Here is a 17,302-nt window from a genome sequence, read left to right as displayed (position 1 = left end):
CACGACGATCCCGCATCGGTGCGTGCCCTTTGCGGGGTCCGAGCCGTTGAACCCGGCATGAAGAAGCGAAGCGTACTCGCCGCCGTCACCCTCGCCACCGGAGCGGTCATCGCCGCCATCTCCCCGCCCCCGGGAGGCGGGGACACCGCGCACGCCGCCGAGCCGCCCGTCAGCCTGGGCGCGCTGGACAACGTCGGCGAGCTCGGCACGCTGGTCGACGGCGCGGCGGGGGCCACCACCTCCACCGCCGGCACGGTCACCAGCACCGTGGAAGGCGCCCAGCTCAGCTGAACCGGCTGGGAACGGGGTTGGGGGCGGCCTTTCGGCCGCCCCCAACCCCGTTCCCGTTCCCGGCCGGCCGTGCGGCCCCCGGTCAGGCCAGAAAGTCGATCCGTGGACCGGAGCCCGCTCCGGCGGCGGCCCGGTAGACGGGCCAGGCCAGGGCGAGGTCCTGCCAGGGCAGACCGACGGGGGCGTAGACGGTGATCTGGTCGCTGCTCTCGCGCCCGGACCGCTCACCCCGGAGCACCTGCCCGAGCGAGCCGTGCGCGGCGCCCGCGTCCAGCCCGCTGTTGCCGAGAGCCCCCATGGCGACGGCGAGTTCGAGGTCGTCGACCACGGTCAGGGCGCGCAGCAGCGCGTCGGCGGCGAGTTCGACCTTCCCGGGCTCGTCGGCGCCGAGCGTGGTGACGTGCATGCCGGGGCGCAGATCGGAGGCGTCGAGCAGCGGGCTGCGGGACCAGGTCGCCAGGACGACGATGTCCCCGCGTGAAGCGGCGCGCCGTGGTTCGGCGACCGTCTCGACCGGGATGCCCAGCAGGCGTTCGTGTTCCGCGGCGAACGCGGCCGCCCGTGCGGGGTCGGTGTCGCACACGGTCAGCCCGGTCAGTCCACGCAGTCGGGCGAGACCCCGCAGCACCATCCGGGCCTGGGCGCCCGCACCGACGACGCTCACCGACCCGGCGTGATCGGCGGCGAGCGCGTGCGTCGCCAGCGCCGCGGCCAGCCCGGTGCGCCAGGCCGTGACCGTCGCCGAGTCGAGCACGGCCAGCAGTTCCCCGTCCGCCAGGTCGTGCAGACAGACGAGCCCGCGCAGCGCGGGAGTCGCGTCGGGGAACTTCGCGTTGACCTTCACCGTGTAGGCCGGAATCCCGTCGATCACGCCGGGCAGCAGCGCTGTCGCCGTGCCCGGCCCGGGAAGATCCGTCCGCACCCGCAACGGCCGGACGTCCGGATCGGCCGCGAGGAAGCCCGCGTGCAGTCCGGTCATCACGGTGTCGGGGTCGAGCAGCTCGGTGATCCGGGAACGCGTCAGCAGCAAGGTCACCCGGCCACCCTCGCCGGTCGACCGCGGACCTGGCAACTCCGCGGAAACCGCCGTACTCCGAGCCCGCGACGCAGGCCCTGGCGGCCGGCATCCGGCCGAACGCCGGAAGCAGCCGGCCGTCCGTGCCCGGACCGACCGATCCGGGCACGGACGGTCGGGTCCGGCAGGATGACCCTTCCCTACGGTGAACGAGCAAGGGAAGGAGCCAGGGTTGCTGGAACGACTGAACGACGCGATGGAGCACATCGAGGCACACCTCGGTGAGCGCATCGAGGCGGCGGAGCTCGCGCGTATCGCGATGACGTCGGAGTACCACTTCCGCCGGATGTTCTCCGCGCTCGCGGGGCTCCCGCTGTCGGAGTACATCCGTCGCCGTCGCATGACGGTCGCGGGGGCCGAGGTGCTCGGCGACCCCGACCGGACGCTGCTGGAGGTGGCGGTGCGGTACGGCTACGACACAGGGGAGGGCTTCGCCCGCGCCTTCCGGGCCGTGCACGGCATCGGCCCCGGCGAGGCCCGCCGAGGCGGCGCGGTTCTGCGGTCCCAGCAACGGCTGACCTTCCGGCTCGTCGTCGAAGGGAGTGGTGACATGCAGTACAAGCTGGTGGAGAAGGACGCATTCCGGGTGGTGGGGAAGCGAGCCCGTGTGCCCCTGATCCACGAGGGGCCGAATCAAGCCATCGCGGAGTTCATCCGGGGGATCGGCCGGCAGGAGCTGGACCGTATCGCGGCCCTCTCCGACCAGGACCCGGCCGGGCTCGTCGGGGTGAGCGACCAGCTCGACCCGAGCCGCGCGGAGGGCACCGAACTCGACTACTACCACGGTGTGGTGAGCGGCGCGGAACCTCCGGAGGACCTGGACGCCCTGGACGTGCCTGCGGGGACCTGGGCGGTCTTCGAGAGCGAGGGGGAGTTCCCGCAGACCCTCCAGTACCTCTGGCGGGACGTGTTCACCCAGTGGTTCCCGTCGAACCCATACGCCTCCCGGCCCGGCCCGGAGATCCTGCGGGTGCGGCTGTCGGATGAGGGGAAGCGGGCGGAGGCGGAGCTCTGGATCCCGGTGGAGTGGACCGCCGGGGGCTGAGCGAGCCGCGACCTCCTGCGCTGACAACGCTCTCTTTTCGTGTACGGGTACGGCTCAGGTGGCCGTGCTGCCGTGGACGAAGGCGCTCCAGGCGGCGGGCTCGACGGTGAGGACGGGGCCGCCGGTCACCTTGGAGTCGCGGACGTGGACGGCGGCGGGGTGGGCGGCGACTTCGACGCAGTTGCCGCCCTGGTCGCTGCTGTAGCTCGACTTGAACCAGTGGTAGGCGACCTCGATGCAGTCTCCGCCGTCACCGTTGCTGTAGCTGGACTTGAACCAGTGGAGGTCGATGGGGCCGGGGGAGGTGTGTGCTGCGCGGGACATGTCTCTCCAAGCAGTGCGTCAAGTAGCCGGGCGCTCTCCGCGACGGTAAGCGCCTGGGAACGCAGCATCCCATACCTCTGCATAAGTGCGCTGACGTCAGCCGGCTCGTCGTACAGCTCCCCGCGCAGCTGGCCGTCGATGTAGGCGAGCCCGTCGTGGTCGGGGGGCTCCAGCAGGACGAGTGGGCCCGCGAGCCCGGCGTGCCGAAGGGTGTTGCGAGGCATGATCTGAAGGGTGACGAACGGGAGATCCATGCAGCGCCGCAGGTGGAGAAGCTGCTCCCGCATCACTTCCGGGTCGCCCAGCTGGGCGTGCAGGATGCTCTCCTCCAGGATGAAGTGGAGGATCGGCCGGGGCCTGCGCTCCAAGATCTTCTGGCGGCCGAGACGCTCCGCTACCCGCTTCTCGATCTCCTCGTCTTCGAGCGGTGGGTAGTTGCAGCCGAAGATGAAGCGCGCGTACGCCTCGGTCTGGAGCAGACCGGGGATGAGCTGCGACTGGTACGAGAACAGGCTCACCGCGTTCTGCTCGTACTGCACGAAGTCCTTCACCAGCGCCTGGTAGCGCTCCTTCCGCGGAATCCGCTCCACCGCGACCCGCAACGCACCCTTGGTTTGCAGTAGTTCATCGAGCTGGATGGCCAGGTCCAGCTGAAGAGCCCGACGCCCCTGCTCGATCGAAGCGATCGTGTCCTCACCCACCCCGAGCTGCTCGGCGAGGGCGGCCTGTGTCAGCCGGGTGAGTTTGCGGAAGTGGCGCAACTGCGCCCCGACCAGCTGCCATGAAGTGACTCGCCTGATGCCGCTCTGCTTTCCCGGTTGCATGACCTGCCTCTCCCCGTTCCGGTCCCGCTGTCAACCCGTCAGAACCCGTACAAAACCTTTTGTACGTCCCTGGGCTCTGCTGAAGCCTAGTTACAGCGTGTGAGCGTGGAAGCATGAACGAAACAACCCAACTCCCGTACTACCGCGCCGCCTTCTACTGCCGTGAGCGCAGGTCGATCCCGGTCGTACGCAAGTTCGCCCGTAAGGCTCTGGTCGAGTGGGAGTGCGAGAAGCGCGCGGACGATGTGCTGCTCTGCGTGACCGAACTGGCGACCAACGCCCTCCGCCACGGCGTACCGCCGGGGCGTGGCTTCAAGGTCCACATCTACCTGGAGCGGATCGAGAACGTGCTCCGCGTGGAGCTGCACGACAGCGGTGACGGCGAGGTGCGCCCGGCGGGCGAGCTGCCGGGGCCCGACGACGAGGGCGGGCGCGGGCTGCTGCTGGTCGCGGCGGTGGCGGACGCGTGGGGGGTGGGGGAACGGAACCCCGGCAAGGTCGTGTGGTGCGAGTTCGGCCTCGCGTGACTTGCTGTTTCGGCAAGTATATTTGTCGTTTCGGCCTCGTCGGCGCACGCTCGTCATCAACCGGAGGTGGTCCGCATGGCGAAGAGGAGTGACGACATGAAGCAGCAGCGGTACGACGTGGTGATCGTGGGCGGCGGGGCCGCCGGCCTGAGCGGGGCGCTGACCCTGGCGCGGGCCCGGCGGTCGGTCCTGGTGATCGACGCGGGGGAGCCCCGGAACGCGCCCGCGTCCCATGTGCACAACTACCTGGGCCGCGAATCGACCCCGCCCGGCGAGCTGCTGGCGATCGGCCGGGGCGAGGCCGCCGGGTACGGGGCGGAGATCGTCGAGGGCCGGGTGGCCTCGGCCGAGCGGCTGCCGGGGGAGCGGGGCTTCCGGGTGGTGACGGAGGACGGCCGGAGCGTCGAGGCGCGCAGGCTGCTGGTGACGACGGGGCTCGTCGACGAGCTGCCGCCCCTGCCCGGTCTGGCGGAGCGCTGGGGGCGCGAGGTGCTGCACTGCCCGTACTGCCACGGCCGCGAGGTGGCGGACCGCCCGATCGGCGTGCTCGCCACCGGGGCCCTCGCCGTGCACCAGGCGCTGATGTGGCGGCAGTGGAGCGAGGACGTCACCCTCTTCCGCCACACGGGCCCGGAGCCGACGGAGGAGGAGTACGAGCAGTTGGCGGCCCGGGGCGTGGCGGTGGTGGACGGCGAGGTGACGGGCCTGGAGGTCGCGGACGACCGGTTCACCGGCGTACGGCTGGCCGGCGGCCGGGTGGTTCCGCGTGAGGCGCTGGTGGTCCAGGCCCGCTTCGTCGCGCGGTCGGCCGTACTGGAATCGCTGGGGCTGGTCCCGGTCGCACAGGAGATGGGCGGTGAGGTGATCGGTACGTACATCTCCACCGACCCGACCGGTGCGACCGAGATCCCCGGAGTCTGGGCGGCGGGCAATGTCACCCGGCTCACCGAGCAGGTCATCGGCGCCGCCGCGGCCGGCCTCATGGCGGCAGGGGCGGTCAACGGCGACCTGATCGCCGAGGACACCCGCGACGCGGTGGCGGCGCGGCGGCGGGGCTGAGCGGGAGCCGTCAGGAGAACAGGGCGGCGAGGAGGTCCCGCGCCCACCCGAAGAACGTGTGCACCAGCACCGCGAGCAGTACCAGAACCCCGAGGATCACGACGGTGACCCAGGAGCAGCTGCCCCCGGGGCCCGCCGATGGCTCGTCCCGCCCGCCCAGCTCCGCATCGAACAGATCCACGACTGCTCCTGACCCCGCCCCATCACCCAAGACCGGTGACCGGAGCCCCCCGGCTCCGTGGGGTGAAGACTCGCACGGTCGGGGCCGGCGGGCGGAGGCGGTGCCGTACTCAAAGGGGGGAGGGAAGGTACTCAGTCGACTCGGCCCGGCTTGTCCCGGCCCGGCCGGTGGTGGTGCTGGCCCGCTCGCCCGTTCCCGTCCGGCGTAACGCGGGCAGGCGGATGACGGCACCCCGGGTGCGGGTCGGCGACGGGGCGGCGATCCGGCCGGCGCGGCGCGGAGGTCCGTCGGGACGCCTCCTCGACGAGTCGATTCGTCCATGTTTGCCTACATTGGCAGAGGGCCGGCAGGGCAGCCGTCGCCGGAGCCATCGCCGACACGTCTGCGGAAGACGAACAAGAGGAAACGACGACATGACCGACACCTCGCGCAAGCCGACCACCTCCGACTCCGGCGCCCCGGTGGAGAGCGACGAGCATTCGCTCACCGTCGGCCCGGGTGGGCCGATCCTGCTCCAGGACTCCTACCTGATCGAGCAGATGGCCCAGTTCAACCGCGAACGCATCCCCGAACGCCAGCCGCACGCCAAGGGCAGCGGAGCCTTCGGGAAGTTCGAGGTGACCGCGGACGTCTCCGCGTACACGAAGGCCGCACTCTTCCAGCCGGGCACCACGACCGAGCTGGTCGCCAGGTTCTCCACCGTCGCCGGGGAGCGGGGCAGCCCGGACACCTGGCGGGACCCGCGCGGCTTCGCGGTGAAGTTCTACACCAGCGAAGGCAACTACGACATGGTGGGCAACAACACCCCCGTGTTCTTCGTGAAGGACCCGATGAAGTTCCAGCACTTCATCCGGTCCCAGAAACGCCGGGCGGACAACAACCTCCGCGACCACGACATGCAGTGGGACTTCTGGACCCTCTCGCCCGAATCGGCCCACCAGGTCACCTGGTTGATGGGCGACCGCGGCATCCCGCGCAGCTGGCGCCACATGAACGGCTACACCTCGCACACGTACATGTGGATCAACGCGCAGGGGCAGCGGTTCTGGGTGAAGTACCACTTCAAGACCGACCAGGGCGTCGAGACGTTCACGCAGCACGAGGCCGACCAGATGGCCGCCGCGGACACGGATTACCACACGCGTGATCTGTTCGAGCACATCCGTGACGGGGAGCACCCGAGCTGGACGCTGAAGGTCCAGGTCATGCCGTACGAGGACGCGAAGGACTACCGGTTCAACCCGTTCGACCTGACCAAGGTGTGGCCGCACGGCGACTACCCGCTGATCGAGGTCGGCAAGATGACGCTGAACCGCAACCCCACGGACAACCACGCCGAGATCGAGCAGGCGGCCTTCCAGCCGAACAACTTCGTCCCCGGTATCGGCCCGAGCCCGGACCGCATGCTGCTGGGCCGGCTGTTCAGCTACGCCGACGCGCACCGCTACCGCATCGGCGGCAACTACCAGCAGCTCCCCGTCAACGCCCCCGTCGCCCCGGTGCACACGTACTCCAAGGACGGGGCGATGGCGTACCGGAAGACCGCCGACCCGGTCTACGCGCCGAACTCCAAGGGCGGCCCGGAGGCCGACACCGAGCGCTACGGCACCCCGCCGAGCTGGTACGCCGACGGCGACATCACCCGGGCGGCCTACGTCGACCACGCCGAGGACGACGACTGGGGCCAGGCGGGCACGATGGTCCGCGAGGTCCTGGACGACGCGGCGCGGGACCGGCTGGTGGACAACATCGTCGGCCACCTCCTCAACGGGGTGAGCGAGCCGATCCTCCAGCGGGCGTTCCAGTACTGGTCGAACGTCGACGCCTCGCTCGGCGGGCGCATCGAGCAGGGCGTGCGCGCCAAGGCGGGGGAGAAGGACCCGAAGGCGGCGGAGCAGGGCAACCCGGCCCGCTCGTCGATGCAGCGAAAGGCCTGAGGTCGCGGCACCGTACCCCGGGCAGGCGCCGATACGGCGCGTGTGACAGGCCCCCTCCCCGTCATCGACGGGGAGGGGGCCTGTCGTCGTGCAGCTGAGGGCCACGCCGAGCAGACGCTCGACCATCGGATGCACTTCTCCGATCGTGGTTACACGACCGGAGTGGCGCAAAGATAGTTCCGTGACGTCGCCCGTGCTAATTTTTCGCCGCCGGAAGGAGAATTTCCGGTTTCGAGAACACGCCACCAGACACGGGGGATTCTATGGGGAAATCACAGAGACAGTTGATGCTGTTTCTTTCCGCGGTGCTGGCCATGGTCATCACCGCGGTCGCGGTCACACCCGCGAGTGCGGCACCGTCCCGGTCTACCGGGTCCAGTAACAGGGTCATCTTCGTCCACGGGTTCGCTCCGCTCGGAAAGCATGACTGCACCGACTACTTCTCTGCCGCCCGTGCACACTTCAAGGCAAAGAAGTGGAAGGGGAAGCTGCTCACCTTCGGCTACTACAAGGGCAACAAAAGGTGCTCGTACAATGCCAACGGCAGTCGTGGCACAGCCCTGAAGACCGTGGCCAAGGCGTTCGCGAACTACGCCTACAAGAACTACTCGAAAAAGAACATCAAGCTCGATGTCGTCGCCCACTCCATGGGCGGTCTCGTCGTCCGTGCCGCGCTGTACCACACAGCCAAGGGGACCAAGGACTTCCCGCCGCGCCTCTACATCGAGGACGTTGTCACCCTGGGCGCCCCGCACGGCGGAACCGGCTGGGGCTCCGCCTGCAAGAAGCGGTGGAAGCAGTGCGAGGACATGAAGCAGGGCAGCGCGTTCCTCAAGAGCCTCCCGAACACCATGCCGAATTCCCGCATGGGCACCGACTGGACCACGATTTCGTCCTACGACGACGCAATCGTCTCGGAGACATCGGGCATCGCGGGCATCGCGGAGCATGAAGTCCAGTACAAAGCCAGGATCGGCCACAACCAGCTCATCGAGATCCGCGCCGGAAAGCGCTACGGCCGGATCAAGCACTCCAAGTGGAGCAAGTGGTACAAGCGCGTCTCCCCCGTGGAGCAGGCGCGCATGGCGGTGTACTACTCGTCCGCGATGTAGATCCCGCTTCTCTCCTGCGAAGCTCCTGGTGGGGCCTCTTCCCGCGAAGGGTCGAGGCCCCACGCTGTTGCCCGGGTGGCGCGATCGGGACTCTCACTCCCCGCCGAGGAGGCCCGCCGCCCCCGTCCACGTCTCGGGCGCCCAGACCCCCGAGCGCTTCAGCGACGCCGGGCAGTGGCGGAAGATCTCGTCGATCTCGACGACCAGGGCCAGCTTCGGGCGCTGGCCCTTCACGGTCATCGTGTCGAAGAACGGGGCGTCCGTGAGGATGCGGGCCCGGCCGTTGATGCGCAGGACGTCCATCGCGCCGGGGATCAGGTAGAGCAGGCCCACGTGCGGGTTGGCCAGGATGTTGTGGAAGCTGTCCGCGCGGCGGTTTCCCGGGCGGTCGGGCAGGGCGATGGTGCCCGGGTCCAGGACGTGGGTGAAGCCGGGGGCGTCGCCGCGCGGGGTGGCGTCGCAGTTGCCGGCCGCGTCGGACGTGGCCAGGGTGCACAGCGGGGAGCGGGCCAGCAGGGCCCGGTCGTCGTCGGTGAGCCGGTCGTGGACCTTGTCGATGACGATCGGGTGCGGGGGGCCCAGGAGCTCGCGCAGTTCGTCCGCCGAGCCCAGGGGCACGGCCCCGGCCAGCGGACCGGTGGCGGGGGCGGTGGTCTCGGCGGCGTACGACAAGGAAGGGCTCCGGAGCTCGTGGGGTGCAGCAGCGCACCGTCGAACGGGCGCTGTTAGGGTGACCTTACTTTGGGCCCCCGCGTACTCCCCGTCCGGGGTGGACCGGGTGCGGCAGGCCGCGCACGGCCCGGCCGGACCGGTCGACGAGGGCGGCCCCGACACGAGGGTGCCCGCGGGCGGGAGACCCCACGCGCGCACGCGTCGACGAGTCAAAGGGTGAGGAACGAACAGTGCACCACCGCATGCCGGCCGCCCCGGTGGCCGGGTCGTGAGCGGCCCGGCGCTCCTGGAGAAGGAGAAGCCGCCGGGCGGCGGCAAGGAAGCGCGGCGCAAGCGCAGCCGGCCCGTGCTCGCCCTCGGGCTCCTGGCCGCCCTCGCCGTGCTCTTCCTCACCGTGGTCGCCAGTCTCGCCGTCGGCTCGGGCGACGTGCCCTTCCGGGACGTCGTCGACGGGGTCCTCGACCCGGACGTCTCCGTCAAGGGCCAGCTCATCGTCCAGGAGGTCCGCATCCCGCGCACCGTCGCCGGACTGCTGGCCGGTGTCGCGCTCGGCCTCGCGGGCACGGTGATGCAGGGCGTCGCGCGCAACCCGCTCGCCGACCCCCAGCTCCTCGGCATCAACGCGGGCGCGTCCGTGGCCGTCGTCTGCTCGATCACCCTGCTCGGGTTCACGGTCGCCACCCAGTTCATCTGGTTCGGCTTCCTCGGCGCGCTGCTCGCCGCCCTCCTCGTGTACGGGGTCGGCTCGCTCGGGCGCGAAGGCGCCACGCCGGTGAAGCTGGCGCTGGCGGGGGCCGCGACCAGCGCCGTACTCACCTCGGTGACCAGCGCGATCCTGCTCCAGGACCGGGGCAGCTACGACCAGTTCCGGTTCTGGCAGCTCGGCGCGCTGACCGCGCGGAGCTCCGAGGTGCTGTGGCAGGTCGCGCCGTTCATCCTGGTCGGTGTCGTCCTCGCGCTGGCCCTCGGGCCGCAGCTCAACGCCCTCTCCCTCGGCGACGACCTGGCCCGGGGCCTGGGCCAGCGGGTCGGGACCATCCGGCTGGTTTCCGCCCTCGCCGTGGTGATCCTCTGCGGGGCGGCCACCGTCGTCGCCGGGCCCATCGGCTTCGTCGGGCTCGCCGTACCGCACGCCGCCCGCCTCATCACCGGCCCCGACTACCGCTGGGTGCTCCCGTACAGCATGGTCCTCGCCCCCGTCATGCTGCTCGTCGCCGACATCGTCGGCCGGGTGATCACCCGGCCCGGCGAGGTCCAGGTCGGCGTGATCACCGCCGCGATCGGCTGCGTTCCCTTCATCTGGCTCGTCCGGCGCCGGAAGCTGGTGGAACTGTGACCGCGCCCCGCTCCGGCACCCCGGTGACCGGGTCCCGCCGCAAGGAGACCGCGTCCGCGTCCGACGCGCGGCTCGCCGACGCCATGCGCCGGGTCTCCGCCGTACGCGGCCGGAGCCTGCGCCGCTCCCTCCTCGTGGGCACCGGCCTGCTGGCCGCCGTGCTCGTCATGTTCGGCGTCTCGCTCAGCTTCGGCGACATGGTGATGCCGATCGACAAGGTCGTCGCCACCCTGTTCGGGGGCGGCGACGGGGGATCGCAGTTCGTCGTGCTGGAGCTGCGCCTGCCCCGGGCCCTGCTCGCGATTCTCGTCGGCACCGCCTTCGGCCTCTCCGGAGCCGTCTTCCAGACCGTGCTGCGCAACCCGCTCGCCAGCCCCGACCTCATCGGCATCAGCGCCGGGGCCAGCGCGGTCGCCGTCACCGCCGCTCTGCTCTTCCAGGTCAGCGGGCTCGCCCTCTCCGCGAGCGCCCTCGCCGGTTCGCTGGCCGCCGGAGCCGCCATCTATCTGCTCGCCTGGCGGCAGGGCATCGCCGGGCAGCGTCTGGTGCTGATCGGCATCGGCGTCGGCATGGGACTGTCCAGCATCGTCTGGTACGTGATGGCCCGCTCCGAAGTCACCGACGCGCAGGAGGCGTTCCGCTGGCTGGCGGGCAGCCTCAACGGCCGCTCCTGGAACCAGGTGTGGCCGCTGCTCACCGCGCTGGGCCTGCTCGTCCCGCTCACCGTCCTCGCCGCGCACGCGCTGCGCCCCCTCCAGCTCGGGGACGACGCCGCCGCCGGGCTGGGCGCCAAGGTCGAGAGCGGCCGGCTCGCGCTGCTGGGCTGCGCGACCGCGCTCGCCGGGATCGCGACCGCCGCCGCCGGGCCCGTCGGGTTCGTGGCGTTCGTCGCCGCGCCGATCGCCCGCCGGCTGGTGCCGGGCCGGGGAGCGGCCCTGCCGCAGGCCGCCCTGACCGGGGCGCTGCTGGTCCTGGTCGCCGACTTCGCGGCGCAGCACCTGTTCCCGGTGCAGCTGCCGGTGGGCGTGGTCACCAGCATCATCGGCGCCCCCTATCTGCTCCTGCTCCTGGCCCGCGCCAACCGCGTGGGCAGCGGGGGCTGACATGGCGGTTCATCGAGACGACGACAACGAAAGGCGTGGCCCTGTCGTGGCCGATCACACTCTGGAAGCCCGGGACGTCCGGCTCGGCTACGGCGAACGCGAGATCGTCCCCGGTCTGAGCGTGACCGTGCCGCCCGGCCGGATCACCGTCATCGTGGGCCCCAACGCCTGCGGGAAGTCGACCCTGTTGCGGGCGATGGCCCGCCTGCTGGCCCCCTCCGCCGGGGCGGTGCTGCTGAACGGCCGGTCCATCCAGGAGATGCCGACCAAGGAGGTCGCCGCCGTGCTCGGCATCCTTCCGCAGAGCCCCACGGCCCCCGAGGGCATCACCGTCTCCGACCTGGTCGGCCGGGGCCGCTACCCGCACCAGGGCTGGTTCCGCCGCTGGGGTGCCGAGGACGACGAGGCGGTCGCGCAGGCGCTGTTGTCGACCGACGTCCTCGAACTCGCCGACCGTTCCGTGGACGAGCTGTCGGGCGGTCAGCGCCAGCGGGTGTGGATCGCGATGGCGCTGGCCCAGCGCACGGACATCCTGCTGCTCGACGAGCCGACGACCTTCCTGGACGCCAGTCACCAGCTGGACGTCCTGGACCTGCTCACCGACCTCAACCGCGAGCAGGGCGTGACCATGGTGGCCGTGCTGCACGACCTGAACCTGGCCTGCCGGTACGCGGACCACATGATCGCGATGAAGGCGGGGCGGATCGTCGCGGAGGGCCGGCCGGTCGACATCGTGACGGAGGAACTGGTCGGCGAGGTCTTCGGCATGCGCTGCTCGGTGATCGAGGACCCGGCGTCGGCCACTCCGATGGTCGTGCCGCTGGGCCGCCATCACGTGAAGGATCCGGCTGCCTGACCCCGTACGGCCGACGGGGCCCACCCGATGGCACCGTTGTCATTAGGTGAGGCTAACCTAAAGGGCATGAACGCTTCCGCTCTCCGCGCCCGGCGCCCCCGCCGCACCCCCGTCCTCGCGGCCGGTGCCGTCGCCGCCCTGCTCGTCGGCCTCTCGGCCTGTGGCTCGTCGGACGACTCCGACAGTTCCGCGTCCTCCGCCGCATCCGGTGGTGCGTCCGAAGGCGCCTTCCCGGCCAAGGTGACGACGAAGTTCGGCGAGGTCTCCGTCGACAAGCAGCCCCAGCGCATCGTCGCGCTCGGCTGGGGCGACGCGGAGACCGTGCTCGCGCTCGGCGGCCAGCCGGTCGGGGCCAGTGACTGGCTGCCGTTCGGCGGCGAGGGCGTCGGCCCGTGGGCCAAGGGCATGTACGACAAGAAGCCTGAGCTCATCGGCACGATGGAGCCGGAGTTCGAGAAGATCGCCTCCCTCCAGCCGGACCTGATCCTGGACACCAAGTCCAGCGGCGACCGGACCCGCTACGACACCCTGAAGAAGATCGCCCCGACCGTGGGCGTGCCCAAGGGCGGCGACCAGTACAAGATCTCGTGGGAGCAGCAGACCACGATGATCGCCGCCGCCATGGGGGTGCCGGACAAGGGCGAGAAGCTGATCGCGGAGACCGGGAAGAAGTTCGAGGCCGCCGCGAAGGCCCACCCCGAGTTCAAGGACAAGACGATCACCGTGGGCTCGCGCACCTCGGAGGGCTTCGGCATCTACGTCGGCGGCACCGGACGCGTCGACTTCGTCGAACGGCTCGGCTTCAAGAACAACCCGAAGGCCGAGGCCGAGGCCGGCGAGGGCTTCTCCGTCCCGGTCTCCAAGGAGAACCTGGACATGCTCGACGCCGACCTCACGGTGATGGCCCCGATCGGTATCCCGGCCACCGACATCGGCAACGACCCGCTGTACAAGGCGGTCCCGTCGGTGAAGGCGGGACACGACCTCGTCTTCGACGACCAGGACATCTCGCAGGCGTTCGCCACGGACTCGATCCTGTCCGTCTCGTACGCGCTGGACAAGGTCGTCCCGCTCTTCGCGGAGAAGGTCGCGAAGTAGTTCCGAACGCACCGCGCGCCCCGTCCCGGGAGAACCGGGTGCGGGGCGCTGCTGGTCGACGGGCGGCCGCGCTCGGCGGCCGGGGGCGTCAGGCCGCCGGGACCGCGGCCTTGATCGCGGAGATGTCGAAGGTCAGCTTGACCTTGTCGCTGACCATCACGCCGCCGGTCTCCAGCGCCGCGTTCCAGGTCAGGCCCCAGTCGGAGCGCAGGATGTCCGCGCTGCCCTCGAAGCCGACGCGCTCGTTGCCGTAGACGTCGGTGGCGGAGCCGTTGAACTCCAGGTCGATGGCGAGCGGACGCGTGACGTCCTTGATGGTCAGGTCGCCGGTGATCCGGTACGCCTCGCCGCCCAGCTGCTCGGCCTTCGTCGAGCGGAACGTCATCAGGGGGAACTTCTCGGCGTCGAAGAAGTCGCCGCTGACCAGGTGGCCGTCGCGGTCGGCGATGCCGGTGTCGACACTGGCGATCTTCACGTCGATGGAGGCGGAGGAGTTCGCCGGGTCCGTGCCGTCGACGACCAGGGTGCCCTCGTGCTCGCCGAAGGAGCCGCGCACGTTGGTGACCATGGCGTGGCGCACCGTGAAGCCGATGCTGCTGTGGGCCGGGTCCAGGGTGTAGGTGCCGGTCAGGGCGGCCAGCGCCGGGTCCACCGAGGGGGCCTCGGTGACGGTGGGGGCGGCGGTCGACTTGCGGGTGAACAGAGCCATGGCTCCTCCTCGGGGATGCGCTGCGGGGGACGGGGTCGAGCGGCGTCGAAAGCATTGTTTAACCTTCAACGAGTTCGACTGTAACGCTATCTAGTTCAAAGTTCAACATCTAGCGTCCGGGTTCCCCCGATCGGCTGCGCGGCGAGGCGGGCTGCGCGGTGCGGGACTCGCCGTTTCCGCGCGTGTCGCCCTCTGGCGGACGCGCGTAGAACTCGGGCACTATCTCCCTGCCCGGTGTGTGCGGCCCCGTGCCCGCGCACCCTCTGATTTGTCATGAGCAGGAGGAATCCCCCCATGGTGACCCGTCCACGACTCCGCTCCGCCCTCACCGCCCTGGCCCTCGTCCTCGGCGCCCTCTTCGTGCCCGGCATCGGCGCCCTCGGCGGCGGCGCCACCGAGGCGCACGCCGTGACCAAACTGACCCACGCGCAGGCGACCTCCCGGTTCAGCTCGTCCGGGGTGACCTGGTCGTCCTCCGGCGGCTGCTCCAACCGGAACGTGCCCACCTGCACCTCGTTCGACCAGCTCAACCTGGCGAGCGCCCAGGGCGCGCAGACCCTCAAGAGCGCCACCGGCTGCGCGCTCAGGATCACCGGAGGAACGGAGACCGGGCACGCCGGCGGCACGTACTCCCACTGGAACGGCTACAAGCTCGACTTCGCCAAGAGCACCTGTGTGAACAACTACGTCACCGGCGTCTTCACCTACATCGGCGTACGGGGCGACGGCGCGCGCCAGTACCAGTCCGGCTCCGGCAACATCTACGCGGACGAGGGCAACCACTGGGACGTGACGTTCTACAACTGCGGCGGCTGCTGACAGCGGAAGCCGGGGGCCGCCCCGCAGGGGGCGGCCCCACAGCCTCACGGAACCGGGTCGGCGTCCGGGCCCTCCTGCTCCAGCAGGTCCCGGGCGAAGTCCTCCCACTGCGCGTACCGGTCCGGGTACGCGGACCGCTGGACCGCCTGGCACACGTCGCCCGGGTCCATCGACTCCCAGCCGTCGATCTGGAGCAGCCCCGGGTTGGCGCTGGGCGAGGGCAGCCCGTAGAAGGACTTGGCCGCGGTCGGGACATGGGTGATCTGCGCCGGCGTACCCCAGCCCATGCTGGGGCGCTGCTGGAAGACGCCGAGCGAGTCGTGGTCGACCGCCGTCGTGTAGTTGACGAACTTCGACTCCTGCATCGCCGTCATCAGGGCGATGATCTGCGCCTCCTCGGAGAGATCCGCTCCCTTTCCGACGCCGATGACCGTCCGGGCGTGGGTCAGCTGCTCCGGGCCGAGGTCGGACGGGGCGGCGAAGAACGCCCGCAGCTCGCTGTCCGGGGCGGTCTTGAGCAGCTGGGCGGTGGCGGTGTCCACGCGGCCGGTCGGGGACAGGCCGTAGCTCGCCTGGAAGGCGGGCAGACCGTGCGCGCCGGCGGCCTCCGGGGCGGGTGACGGGGGTGGGGCGGGGTCCGCGTGCGCCGGAGCCGCCGCGGTGAGCAGGAATCCGGCGGCGACCGCCGCGAGCAGGCGGCGGGGAAGTCGGTTCATTCGCATACGGAGGAACCGTCCCGGCATGCCGGGACGAAGTCAAGAACGCCACACACCGTGTCAATTGATGAGGTATCGGCTGCCGGGTCCCCGCGGCCGCCCCGACATGCGTGTGCCCCCGCCGGACGGGCGGGGGCACACGCATGTCGGGCGATGGGGCGTCAGGAGCCCACGCTCACCGTGAAGCGACGCGGGTTCCCGTCGTGCGCCGCACCCGAGACGTCCGGCTCACCGTCGGGTCGCACGTCGTCGTACGGGAACGCGTAACCGATCGGGCTGTTCGCGTGCACCACCCGGGACCAGTGGTTGGTGACCGATCCCTGGTAGTAGTCCGCCGTCGAGGTGCCGTTCGGCTGGCTCGGGTGGCTCAGCATGATGGAGCGGTTGAAGCCCGCCGCCAGCCGGGCCAGGATCGCCTTCTTGTCGTCGGAGTCGCCCGGGTTGTTGGTGAACGGGCCGTGGTTGCAGGTGAAGATGTCCTTCGTCTCGGGCTTGACGAAGGTGTGGCCGCCCTCGAAGGTCAGCGTGTCCCCGCTGACCCGGCCGGCCAGCGTGCCCCGGCCGCCCTGGAGGTCGATGCGCAGGTCCTCGGAGCGGTACTTCTCCCAGACCTCGTCGATCTGGGCGGTGAACAGGTCCCGGAACGGCATCTCCGCGGGCCGGTCGAAGTACGGGGCCATGATGTTCTGCGGCGAGACGACCCGCAGGACGCTGCCGTCGTCGCCCCGGGTGATCAGCTTGTCCCACGGCTGCCCGTCGGCGGCGGCCTGGGCGGTGAGGTCGTCCGCGATCCGCTGCACCGCGCCCTCGGGGTGCGGGGCCACGACGTGGGTGCCGTCCCCCTCCAGCGTGATGCCGATCGGGAGCGCGGTGATCAGGTCCACGTAGCTGATGTTGGAGTACAGCTGCTCGGTGTTGAAGGTGAACTCGGCGAACGCCCAGGTCCGCCCGTAGTTCGGGTCCGTCGGCGTCGCGAAGGCGGGCTCCACCAGGGACGGGCCCGGGTTGAGGAAGAAGTCCAGCTTGTCGTCGCGGACGAAGTAGACCCGTGCCCCGTACATCTGCGGCAGGGTCAGCACGACCGGGCCCGCGCCCGCGCCCTTGAGCGGGATCGCGCAGTCGACGGGCAGCGGGGTCTGCGGAGCGCCGGGGGAGTCGGGGCGGTAGACGCCGCCGTCCGGCTTGAGCAGCACCCAGCGGTCGGTGCCCAGCTCGTGGCCGGTCACATACGCGTGGACCGTGCCCGGCAACGACTTGTTCTCCAGGGCCAGTTCGCAGGTCGCGGGGGCCGCCGAGGCGCGGGGGCTCAGAGCGGTGCCCCAGGCGGGGTACGTGAGCGCCGCGGCCGAGGCGGCGGCGCCGGTCAGGAACATTCGGCGTGAAATCACGAGGGGACTCCCGAGGTGGTGGGGGGCCGCAGGCGAGGGGGTGGGGGGTGGCGCGGGGAGGGACAGGAACTGTGGGGGTGCCTGCGGTGCGCACCACTCTCGCGAGGCCCGGCACGAGCGTCAATACTTGTGACTGAGAGCGCTCTCAAAAACTCCGAGTCTTCACAACCCGACGCCCCGAAGCGGTACTTGCCGGAACCGAGTGGGTGCGAACCGTGACCGCGCGGGGG

The 17,302-nt window shown here is 70.7% G+C and carries 18 protein-coding genes and 1 pseudogene; 11 read left to right on the top strand and 8 right to left on the bottom strand.

Features of this window, described 5'->3' with window-relative positions; translation table 11 throughout:
* Positions 1–57 precede the first annotated feature (57 nt).
* A complete protein-coding gene (locus ACH4UK_RS07805; protein ID WP_274033628.1) occupies positions 58–291 on the top strand; it encodes a hypothetical protein in 234 nt (77 codons plus the stop codon).
* Between the two features lie 82 nt (positions 292–373).
* Here ACH4UK_RS07805 and ACH4UK_RS07800 read toward each other — a convergent pair whose 3' ends face one another.
* On the bottom strand, positions 374–1,327 hold the full coding sequence (locus tag ACH4UK_RS07800; RefSeq protein WP_398355113.1) for an ornithine cyclodeaminase family protein: 954 nt from the start codon (positions 1,325–1,327) through the stop codon (positions 374–376).
* A 211-nt stretch (positions 1,328–1,538) separates the two neighbouring features.
* On the opposite strand from ACH4UK_RS07800, the gene ACH4UK_RS07795 reads away from it, so the two are divergent.
* Positions 1,539–2,411 carry a GyrI-like domain-containing protein gene (locus tag ACH4UK_RS07795; RefSeq protein WP_398355112.1) on the top strand — a complete coding sequence of 291 codons (873 nt, stop codon included), beginning with the start codon at positions 1,539–1,541 and terminating at the stop codon, positions 2,409–2,411.
* Positions 2,412–2,465: 54 nt separating this feature from the next.
* On the opposite strand, the gene ACH4UK_RS07790 is transcribed toward ACH4UK_RS07795, so the two are convergent.
* Both ACH4UK_RS07790 and ACH4UK_RS07785 read right to left on the bottom strand, forming a co-directional pair.
* Positions 2,466–2,735 (bottom strand): DUF397 domain-containing protein, encoded by a 270-nt coding sequence (locus ACH4UK_RS07790; RefSeq protein WP_398355111.1) that lies wholly within the window; start codon positions 2,733–2,735, stop codon positions 2,466–2,468.
* A 77-nt stretch (positions 2,736–2,812) separates the two neighbouring features.
* Positions 2,813–3,559 (bottom strand): annotated as a pseudogene (locus ACH4UK_RS07785) (Scr1 family TA system antitoxin-like transcriptional regulator); the annotation flags it as partial.
* Positions 3,560–3,672: 113 nt separating this feature from the next.
* Between ACH4UK_RS07785 and ACH4UK_RS07780 the strand changes: the two are divergent.
* Together ACH4UK_RS07780 and ACH4UK_RS07775 are read left to right on the top strand one after the other, a co-directional pair.
* Complete coding sequence (locus ACH4UK_RS07780; RefSeq protein WP_398355110.1) at positions 3,673–4,086, top strand: ATP-binding protein; 414 nt, start codon at positions 3,673–3,675, stop codon at positions 4,084–4,086.
* A 75-nt stretch (positions 4,087–4,161) separates the two neighbouring features.
* Positions 4,162–5,145, top strand: a complete 984-nt coding sequence (locus tag ACH4UK_RS07775; RefSeq protein WP_398355109.1) for an NAD(P)/FAD-dependent oxidoreductase — start codon at positions 4,162–4,164, stop codon at positions 5,143–5,145.
* 10 nt (positions 5,146–5,155) lie between these two features.
* Here ACH4UK_RS07775 and ACH4UK_RS07770 read toward each other — a convergent pair whose 3' ends face one another.
* The gene (locus ACH4UK_RS07770; RefSeq protein WP_398355108.1) at positions 5,156–5,326 is read right to left on the bottom strand and encodes a hypothetical protein; all 171 of its coding nucleotides are present in this window, start codon (positions 5,324–5,326) and stop codon (positions 5,156–5,158) included.
* A gap of 413 nt (positions 5,327–5,739) precedes the next feature.
* Between ACH4UK_RS07770 and ACH4UK_RS07765 the strand changes: the two genes are divergently transcribed.
* Both ACH4UK_RS07765 and ACH4UK_RS07760 read left to right on the top strand, forming a co-directional pair.
* Positions 5,740–7,263, top strand: coding sequence for a catalase (locus ACH4UK_RS07765; RefSeq protein WP_398355106.1), 1,524 nt, complete (start codon positions 5,740–5,742; stop codon positions 7,261–7,263).
* A 287-nt stretch (positions 7,264–7,550) separates the two neighbouring features.
* Positions 7,551–8,375 carry an esterase/lipase family protein gene (locus ACH4UK_RS07760; protein WP_398355105.1) on the top strand — a complete coding sequence of 275 codons (825 nt, stop codon included), beginning with the start codon at positions 7,551–7,553 and terminating at the stop codon, positions 8,373–8,375.
* A 93-nt stretch (positions 8,376–8,468) separates the two neighbouring features.
* Here ACH4UK_RS07760 and ACH4UK_RS07755 read toward each other — a convergent pair whose 3' ends face one another.
* A complete protein-coding gene (locus ACH4UK_RS07755; protein WP_398355103.1) occupies positions 8,469–9,047 on the bottom strand; it encodes an MSMEG_1061 family FMN-dependent PPOX-type flavoprotein in 579 nt (192 codons plus the stop codon).
* Positions 9,048–9,315: 268 nt separating this feature from the next.
* Between ACH4UK_RS07755 and ACH4UK_RS07750 the strand changes: the two genes are divergently transcribed.
* The 4 genes from ACH4UK_RS07750 (at position 9,316) to ACH4UK_RS07735 (ending at position 13,440) form a co-directional block, all read left to right on the top strand.
* Positions 9,316–10,383: a FecCD family ABC transporter permease gene (locus tag ACH4UK_RS07750; RefSeq protein WP_398355102.1), complete on the top strand. Its 1,068-nt coding sequence runs from the start codon at positions 9,316–9,318 to the stop codon at positions 10,381–10,383.
* An 83-nt stretch (positions 10,384–10,466) separates the two neighbouring features.
* Entirely contained in the window at positions 10,467–11,486 is a 1,020-nt protein-coding gene (locus ACH4UK_RS07745) for a FecCD family ABC transporter permease (protein WP_398355702.1), read from the top strand.
* Between the two features lies 1 nt (position 11,487).
* Positions 11,488–12,342 carry an ABC transporter ATP-binding protein gene (locus ACH4UK_RS07740; protein ID WP_398355101.1) on the top strand — a complete coding sequence of 285 codons (855 nt, stop codon included), beginning with the start codon at positions 11,488–11,490 and terminating at the stop codon, positions 12,340–12,342.
* Between the two features lie 66 nt (positions 12,343–12,408).
* Positions 12,409–13,440, top strand: a complete 1,032-nt coding sequence (locus tag ACH4UK_RS07735) for an iron-siderophore ABC transporter substrate-binding protein (protein WP_398355099.1) — start codon at positions 12,409–12,411, stop codon at positions 13,438–13,440.
* A gap of 88 nt (positions 13,441–13,528) precedes the next feature.
* Here the strand turns inward: ACH4UK_RS07735 and ACH4UK_RS07730 are convergent, their stop codons facing one another.
* Complete coding sequence (locus ACH4UK_RS07730) at positions 13,529–14,149, bottom strand: YceI family protein (RefSeq protein WP_398355098.1); 621 nt, start codon at positions 14,147–14,149, stop codon at positions 13,529–13,531.
* 294 nt (positions 14,150–14,443) lie between these two features.
* On the opposite strand from ACH4UK_RS07730, the gene ACH4UK_RS07725 reads away from it, so the two are divergent.
* Positions 14,444–14,968 (top strand): hypothetical protein, encoded by a 525-nt coding sequence (locus ACH4UK_RS07725; protein WP_398355097.1) that lies wholly within the window; start codon positions 14,444–14,446, stop codon positions 14,966–14,968.
* Between the two features lie 44 nt (positions 14,969–15,012).
* Here ACH4UK_RS07725 and ACH4UK_RS07720 read toward each other — a convergent pair whose 3' ends face one another.
* On the bottom strand, positions 15,013–15,690 hold the full coding sequence (locus ACH4UK_RS07720) for a peptidoglycan-binding protein (RefSeq protein WP_398355096.1): 678 nt from the start codon (positions 15,688–15,690) through the stop codon (positions 15,013–15,015).
* 155 nt (positions 15,691–15,845) lie between these two features.
* Positions 15,846–17,057 (bottom strand): glycoside hydrolase family 64 protein, encoded by a 1,212-nt coding sequence (locus ACH4UK_RS07715; protein ID WP_398355701.1) that lies wholly within the window; start codon positions 17,055–17,057, stop codon positions 15,846–15,848.
* Positions 17,058–17,302 lie beyond the last annotated feature (245 nt).

It is taken from the genome of Streptomyces sp. NPDC020884 (genome assembly GCF_044333935.1).
In the GTDB taxonomy this organism is placed as follows: Bacteria; Actinomycetota; Actinomycetes; order Streptomycetales; family Streptomycetaceae; genus Streptomyces.
Note: the sequence above shows the minus strand (reverse complement) of the source record. Positions and strands in the feature narration are given on the sequence as shown.